This is a genomic window from Clostridium oryzae, from assembly GCF_002029235.1.
Classification (GTDB): domain Bacteria; phylum Bacillota; class Clostridia; order Clostridiales; family Clostridiaceae; genus Clostridium_AE; species Clostridium_AE oryzae.
The window spans coordinates 1-7,694 of sequence record NZ_MZGV01000113.1; the positions used below are offsets into that span (position 1 = coordinate 1).

7 protein-coding genes are annotated in these 7,694 nt (G+C 30.3%); 6 read left to right on the forward strand and 1 reads right to left on the reverse strand.

Going from position 1 to position 7,694, the window contains the following annotated elements; genetic code table 11:
* Positions 1-239 precede the first annotated feature (239 nt).
* Positions 240-443, forward strand: coding sequence for a hypothetical protein (locus CLORY_RS22020; protein WP_079428597.1), 204 nt, complete (start codon positions 240-242; stop codon positions 441-443).
* A 226-nt stretch (positions 444-669) separates the two neighbouring features.
* Here the strand turns inward: CLORY_RS22020 and CLORY_RS22025 are convergent, their stop codons facing one another.
* Positions 670-1,320 carry a hypothetical protein gene (locus tag CLORY_RS22025; RefSeq protein WP_079428599.1) on the reverse strand — a complete coding sequence of 217 codons (651 nt, stop codon included), beginning with the start codon at positions 1,318-1,320 and terminating at the stop codon, positions 670-672.
* 356 nt (positions 1,321-1,676) lie between these two features.
* On the opposite strand from CLORY_RS22025, the gene CLORY_RS22030 reads away from it, so the two are divergent.
* The 5 genes from CLORY_RS22030 (at position 1,677) to CLORY_RS22050 (ending at position 7,549) form a co-directional block, all read left to right on the forward strand.
* Positions 1,677-2,354 carry an ECF-type riboflavin transporter substrate-binding protein gene (locus tag CLORY_RS22030; RefSeq protein WP_079428601.1) on the forward strand — a complete coding sequence of 226 codons (678 nt, stop codon included), beginning with the start codon at positions 1,677-1,679 and terminating at the stop codon, positions 2,352-2,354.
* Between the two features lie 13 nt (positions 2,355-2,367).
* Complete coding sequence (locus CLORY_RS22035; protein WP_079428604.1) at positions 2,368-4,068, forward strand: ABC transporter ATP-binding protein; 1,701 nt, start codon at positions 2,368-2,370, stop codon at positions 4,066-4,068.
* Positions 4,061-4,888 carry an energy-coupling factor transporter transmembrane component T family protein gene (locus CLORY_RS22040; protein WP_079428606.1) on the forward strand — a complete coding sequence of 276 codons (828 nt, stop codon included), beginning with the start codon at positions 4,061-4,063 and terminating at the stop codon, positions 4,886-4,888. Before CLORY_RS22035 ends, CLORY_RS22040 begins: the two co-directional genes overlap by 8 nt.
* Positions 4,889-5,467: 579 nt before the next feature.
* Positions 5,468-6,358, forward strand: a complete 891-nt coding sequence (locus tag CLORY_RS22045; RefSeq protein WP_169911724.1) for a polysaccharide deacetylase family protein — start codon at positions 5,468-5,470, stop codon at positions 6,356-6,358.
* Positions 6,359-6,700: 342 nt separating this feature from the next.
* Positions 6,701-7,549: a patatin-like phospholipase family protein gene (locus CLORY_RS22050; RefSeq protein ID WP_079428611.1), complete on the forward strand. Its 849-nt coding sequence runs from the start codon at positions 6,701-6,703 to the stop codon at positions 7,547-7,549.
* Positions 7,550-7,694 lie beyond the last annotated feature (145 nt).

Consider the following 7,694-nt stretch of genomic DNA (forward strand, 5'->3'; position numbering starts at 1 on the left):
AGTGATTAATAAAGTTATATTTTTGTAAACGTTAACTTGAAAAATTAATAAAAAAATATAAAATAAATTATTAATAATGATAAATTAACGCTTATTGATTATAATAATATCAGAAATAAAAAGGCTTAACAATAAATTAAAACAATTTTAAGAGATATTTAATACTGCATATGATATAATGTATACATAATATATAATATATAAAAGGTATTTTTGAGTATAGAGAGGAAGCGATTGTAGTGCCAATGAGAGTTAAAGTTAATGGTGTGGTGGGTAAAATAATAAATTCTTGTGGTAAATTTAAAACTGGTGATACAGTTAATATAATAAAGTTAAAAATTTCAGAATATGATTTTTATAGCGGCAAAGCTTATGTTTCTGATGGCGAAGGCTGCTACTGGGTGGATGTCAATAATATAAAGCTTATGCCGGGAGAGGGGTAAATATATTTTGCCTACATAAAAGATTTATTATTATTAAAATTAAATAGCAAATTAATATGTTCTCTTTATATAGACAGTTAACGTATGTTTATGGTAATGGGAGCATTTTTAAGTATAAAACCATAAAGAGTTATTAGATGACGAATATCTAGTGTTTATTAAAAATAGTAATTAAAAAAGAGGTTGTTGTATTAATTTCATAGTACAATAACCTCTTTTCTTAAAATTATCTATATACTTTTACTTTACCATATTGCCAGTTATTTGAACCTAAATGAGCATAAGGGTACTTACCATATTTTGTAGAACCATTCCAATAGTAATTATTAATTTTACCGCTAGTTCTATGCTCTATAATCACTCCTGTTTTCTTTTTCGCTGCGGTAGAGTAAAAAATTTCATTGTATCCTTCTTCTACACTTTGGAAAAGAGTAATTGCTGTGTATCCCCAGCTTACAGCATTTAAATATGGAATGAATTTTGAAACGATAGAAGCTCCAAATTTAGCTATAGCCATTTTCTTAGCTTTAGCTTTGCCAAAGGAAAGAGATTTTTGTACCATAAAAGAAATTATAGCTTTTTTTTTGTCTTTACCACATGCCATTAGTGTTTTATTAGCAAGTGCTTGTACAGCTTTTGGCGGTATAAATTTTATATAAGCAATTTTATAGAAGTGTTCATACTTAACATATTGGTTTGAAGTCCAATGTTTAGTTATTTTTTCATCGTCTTTATGATTATAAGTCCAACTGCCGCCTTTTTTGATTGTAATTGTTACACTATGATAAGGAGCTGCTTTCGCTGGAATAATACTAAAATTAAAAATTAAAAGAAATGTTAATATAAATAATGAAGTATTAGTAATTATTTTTTTCATATGCGTTATCCTCCTTGGATTATACAATTAATGTATTTCATTCCAATATGTATAAGTATATCACAATACACAAACATAAATCTAGTAGAGCTGTTTTTAAGAAATGTAGTGCTTATTTGTTCGAAGAATGCTCAATAATAATGTAAGTATTAACAGCTAAATTGTTAAATAAATTGTGATTACTTTTGTATATTTCTTATTTTTATTTGTAATAATAGTTGAGAATTTATAAAATATTATAAAAACAATATGTTATATTGACATTAATTTTACCAAAAGTTATAATGTTTGCCATAGGGCATAATATTATATGAGATCATAGTTTTAATGTTTACTATTCAGAGGGGGGAAAATTAATGTCACAGTTTATTAAGGGGATTACTGGATTTTTTAAATCTTTAGTAGCACCTCAAGGTATTGTTGCTATTATTATAGTATTACTTATAATTGTAGCTGTAGCGATTACAAAGAAGAAGAGTAATACAGGGAGGGGCCTTTCTACAAGAAATGTAGTAGCTGTTGGTATTGGAGCGGCTCTTTACGGTGTGCTTTCAATAATATCAATACCAATTGGACCTAATACATCTTTTAGACTTGCTATTGCGCTTCTTATAATATTTGGAGCCATTTTTGGACCTACAGTAGGGTTCCTTGTTGGTTTTATAGGAAATGCATTAAATGATGCGTTTTCTTATGGACAAGTATGGTGGAGTTGGGCTCTTTTATCAGCTACAATAGGTTTATTTGCTGGTTTTCTAACATTGGACAAGGATTTTGATGTTCTTGCTGGAAAAATAAATAAAATTCATTTTGCAAAGCTTTACGCATTTGCTATTGTAAGTCTTATAGTCGGATGTATATTTGCATTCTGTGGCGATGTGTTTTTATATGGAGAATCGGCAGCAAAGGTTCTTATACAAGCACTAATCGCTGCATTAACTGATTTTGCAGTAATAGCTGTTATTGGTATACCAGTTACAATAGCAATCGCTAAATTGAGACAGAAGAACAATAATCTTGAATTAGACGAATAAGGAGAGTGCCGGTTTGGGAACTGTAGTTTTTAAAGACTTTAGTTTTAAATATTCAAATTTAAAAGAACCAACTTTAAAAAACATAAATATTGTAATAAATTCTGGAGAAAAAGTTCTTATAGCCGGTCCCAGTGGTAGTGGAAAATCTACGTTAGCCCATTGTATAAATGGGCTAATTCCTTTTAGATACAAAGGAGATATAAAAGGGACTGTAAAAGTTGATGACGTTATCCCCCAGAAGGATGGAATATATAAGGTAAGTGAGCATGTAGGTACAATTCTTCAAGATCAGGATGCTCAGTTTGTTGGTTTAAGTGTTGGAGAAGATGTAGCATTTATATATGAAAATAATAATGTAGTACAGCAGGAAATGTTCAGAGGAGTCGATTCTGCGTTAGAGCAGGTAAATATGCTGAATTTTATAAAGCATACACCTCAAAATTTAAGTGGAGGGCAAAAGCAGAAAGTTGCAATTGCAGGCATGCTAGCAAGTGATGCTCCAATTTTGCTTTTTGATGAACCGCTAGCAAACTTAGATCCAGCTAGTGGGAAAAAGGCTATGGAAATCATAAATGAAATACATAAAGAAACCAAAAAGACAGTAATTATAATAGAGCACAGAATAGAGGATGTACTTGAACATGATTTTAATAGAATTATTATTATGAATAACGGAGAGGTTGCTGCAGATGGCAGCCCTGATGATATATTAAGCAGTAATATACTGCCTGACTATGGTCTTAGAGAACCGTTATATGTAGAGGCATTAAAGAAAATAAATATAAGTATTCTTCCAGAGAATAAAATATCACATATAGAAAATTCAATTAGATATAAAGAAGAGGTACTAAGCGCATATAAGAATAGAAATATTTACGTAAAAAATGAAAATAAAAATAAGATGTTGAGCATAGAAAATTTGAGCTTCAGATATTTTAAGGATGATAAATATCTATTAAACGATATATCCTTTAGTATTAATGAAGGTGAAATATTGGCTGTTCTCGGTAATAATGGAGCTGGAAAATCTACTCTTATGAAAATTATAACAGGAATGCAAAAACAGGATAAAGGCTCTATTAGGTATCAGGATAAATCCATTGATAAATGGTCTATAAAGAAAAGGGCGGAAATAATAGGCTATGTTATGCAAAATCCCAATCATATGATAACTCAGAATATGATATTTGATGAAGTAGCTTTTGGAATGAGAAATTTCGGCATACCTGAAGAAGAGGTAAAGAGAAGGGTTGAAGACACATTAAAGATATGTGGACTTCATAAATACAGGAAGTGGCCTGTATCTTCATTAAGCTATGGGCAGAGAAAGAGAGTAACTATAGCATCGATTCTTTGTATGCATCCTAAGATACTAATATTAGATGAACCTACAGCAGGACAGGATTATAGAAATTATAAAGAATTTATGACGTTTGTTGATAAGATTAAACTGACTGGGGTTAGCATTGTAATGATTACTCATGACATGCATCTGGCACTAGAATATGCTGATAGAGCGGTGGTAATGTCTAAAGGTAAGGTGATAGCTGAGGATAGTGTATTTAACATACTTTCCAATAAGCCTATTCTTAAGCAGGCAGATTTGAAGAGTACATCAATATCTTCATTGGCTGAGCTATACGGGCTGGATTCACCGGAGAATTTTTTAGCTTACTTTGTAAATGAGATAAAAGGTGGTGAGTCTAATGACTAAAACTGGATCATTATATATAGAAGGAGATTCTATTTTTCATAGGCTCGACGGAAGTATAAAGTTTCTATTGTTAATCTGTTGGACGATATTTGTTTTTATGTTTCTTGATATAAGAATTTTTGGAATAGTTCTGATTGTAGGCCTTATAATGCTTAAGATGTCAAAACTACCTAAAAAAGCAGTACTTCCGCTATTCGTATTTATGATCGTATTTACACTGATAAATGCAATTTATATATTGGTTATAACACCAACGTTTGGTTCAAAATTAGCTGGGCATTATACTGTTTTACTGCATTTTGGACCATATAAGTTAACTTTGGAGACATTATTCTATACGTTAACGTTGTCCTGTAAGTATATATGTATGCTGCCGGTAACCTTAATATTTATATTTACTACTCATCCAAGCAGTTTTGCAAGCAGTTTGAATAGAGTAGGAATATCATATAAAGTAGCTTATGCGGTAAATATTGCTTTGAGATATATACCAGATGTAAGATCTGAGGTTCAGAATATAATAAATGCTCAGGAGGCTAGGGGAGTTGCCTTTAAAAGAGGGGACGCACCTTTGTTTAAAAGGTTAAAAAATTATATAGTTATACTGCTGCCACTTATTATATCATCGTTAGATAGGGTTGAAGTAATATCAAATGCGATGGATTTGAGAGGGTTTGGTAGATATGATAAAAGAACTTGGTATTCAAGAAGGACACTAAAAAGATTGGATTTCATATTTTTGGGTTTGATAGTTTTGCTGTTAATAGGTGGAATAGTGCTTAGAAATACTGTTTTCAAAGGGTTTTGGTATCCTATCTAAGTAATAAAAGTATTTTGTGAATATTAAGAGTTAGGCATGGGAAATGTTGTAGCACTACGGATTAGTTTCTGTAGTGCTACAACATTTTTTTCTTAGTCTCTAGGAATTTATGTATTTTGCCAATTGTGGATAATTTTCAACTGTGTATAAACAAGTTGCATGTGTTGTTAAAAGGATGCAACTATATAATATGCGAAGTACTATGAAGATAGCTCTTAAGAAAATATTAATAAATAAATAAGAAAAATAATTTGGGAGAAGTAATATAAAAAATAATACTTTGTAAATTCATAGAGTTGGCATAGGATAGGAAGTGGTTGGAGGAGGCATTTTTCAGCCGAAGGAAATCACTTCCCACCCTTTTTGTTGTAACACGTTTTTTATTTTATGAATATTATAATAAGGAAGGTGCGCTTTAGGCATAAATTTATAACAATAAATATTTAAATTTTCGTTATTTGTCTATCTAACATGTTGTAAAAAGTAGTATAATTAAGTTACATATAGTTGTATAATGCTTTTTTTTGAAGCATTATGAAGAAAACTTACTTATTATGGGGATTCAGAGGGTATAAGATTATGAAAATAGGACATATGCAATTTAATTTAAACAATTTGATAAAATTTCTTATAGGTTGTAATTTAGTTATGTTTCTAGTAGTTGGTGCAATGCTTGGGGTAGGAAATAAAGATAGCAATGCTGAAGCTTCAAAGAAACATACTAATTCAGCTGCAATTATGAACATTGTTAAAAGTAATGATGTTATAGGCAAGACTGATACGAGTATGTTTAAAAGTGCAGTTAAACTGACAACGGCAAAAGTAGACAAGAAATCTAAAACTGCATTTTTAACTTTTGATGACGGACCATCAATTAATACAGATAAAATATTGGCAATACTAAGAAAATATCATGTGAAGGCTACGTTTTTTGTAAATGGACACACTGATAAAAATTCAAAAAAGATGTACAAGTTAATATTAAAGGATGGAAATGTAATTGGCAACCATACTTACAGTCACGAGTACAAATATGTATATAAATCAATTCCTAATTTTAAGAAAGATATAATTAAGCTTAACGATTATGTAGAAAAGTTGACAGGAAAAGAGCCAATAAAAGTATTAAGATTTCCAGGAGGATCCAATAATAGAGTTAGCATACGCTATGGCGGAAAACATATAATGAAGAATCTTGTAAAGCAAGTTAAAAAGATGGGATATAGTTATGTGGATTGGAATGTAGACTCAGAAGATGCAAGTGCTGTGATGATATCCAAAAAGAGAATTGTAAATAATGTGCTTAGTGAATGCAAATGGAAAAAGACAGCTGTTATTCTTATGCATGATTCAGCTCCTAAGAAGACTACAGTGGCTGGACTAGCTCAGATAATATCATCATTAAAGAAAAAAGGCTTCCGCTTTGATACTATTGATCATATGAATACGAAGATACAATTTTTGAAATAGATTTTTGATATAGGACTAAACAATAGAGTTTGGTTCTTATTTTTACGCTTTAGGAAATTATGTTTTTGCTAGTTGAGATAACTTTTAATTAATATTAAGAGTTAGGGCATAGGATAGGAATTGGTTGGAGGAGGCATTTTTTAGCTCGTGGAAATCACTTCCTATCCTTTTTTATTATTAATGTTATGATATAATTTAGATAAATTAGGAAATAAATTAATGATGATTAATAGCGAGTAACTGTAGATGAAGTTCTGCTATGCAAAAGTTTTAGTTCCATTATTAAATTCTCGCTCTTAATTCACAATTATTTTAAAATATTCAATAGGTAGGAGTGGTTATATGTCCAGAATAGGACTCGTGCTTGAAGGCGGTGGAATGAGAGGACTTTACACCTGCGGTGTACTAGAGTATTTTATGGAAAAGGATATATATTTTAAATACATAATAGGGGTGTCAGCAGGTGCCTGCAATGCTGTTTCGTATATATCTAGACAAAAAGGAAGAAATAAAAAAATAAATATGGACTATGCAGACGATTGGAGATATATGAGCTTCAGAAATATGCTTAGGGAGAAATCTTTTTTTGGAATGAATTTTATTTTTGATGAACTTCCTAATAAAAGAGAACCGTTTGATTATAAAACATATATGGAAGCTGAATGTGAATTTATCGTTGGAACTACCAATTGCAGAAGTGGTAAACCAGTTTATTTTAAGAGAGAAGAATTAGGTGAAAAATTTGAAGCACTTAGAGCAAGTGCGTCCCTTCCTTTATTAGCACCAATAACTAAATATAAAAACTTAGAATTATTAGATGGAGGAATTGCCGATCCGATACCTATAAAAAAATCTATAGCGGATGGTAACGAAAAAAACATAATTATTCTTACTCGAAATAAGGACTATCGCAAAGCTCCTATGAGTTTCTCGAAAATAATAAAATATAAGTATAGAAGATATCCAAAACTCGTGAATTCAATGGTTAATAGATATATAATTTATAATCAAACTTTGGATTATATAGATGAGCAGGAAAGATTGGGAAAAGCTATAGTTATAAGACCGTCACAGCCTCTCAACGTAAGCAGAATTGAAAGAAATAAGCAGAAACTTCAAGCACTGTTTGATAATGGCTTTGAGGATGCGAAAAATAATTTTGATAATGTTATTACATTCATATCTAAGTAAAAGTTGATAATCCCCCAAATTAAAATGGACTGAAAAGTAATTTTAATTTGGGGGATTATTAATTTGATTAACAAGTCTTATTAAATTTATAAATAAGTATATAATAATATACAATTTTGATTTAATTTTAGACCAATTATCATGC

What these genes read in the sequence shown, in the direction of transcription:
- CLORY_RS22025 (WP_079428599.1), bottom strand. Translation starts at nt 1,320, where the DNA reads ATGAAAAAAATAATTACTAATACTTCATTATTTATATTAACATTTCTT.
- CLORY_RS22030 (WP_079428601.1), top strand. Translation starts at nt 1,677, where the DNA reads ATGTCACAGTTTATTAAGGGGATTACTGGATTTTTTAAATCTTTAGTA.
- CLORY_RS22040 (WP_079428606.1), top strand. Translation starts at nt 4,061, where the DNA reads ATGACTAAAACTGGATCATTATATATAGAAGGAGATTCTATTTTTCAT.
- CLORY_RS22045 (WP_169911724.1), top strand. Translation starts at nt 5,468, where the DNA reads ATGAAAATAGGACATATGCAATTTAATTTAAACAATTTGATAAAATTT.
- CLORY_RS22050 (WP_079428611.1), top strand. Translation starts at nt 6,701, where the DNA reads ATGTCCAGAATAGGACTCGTGCTTGAAGGCGGTGGAATGAGAGGACTT.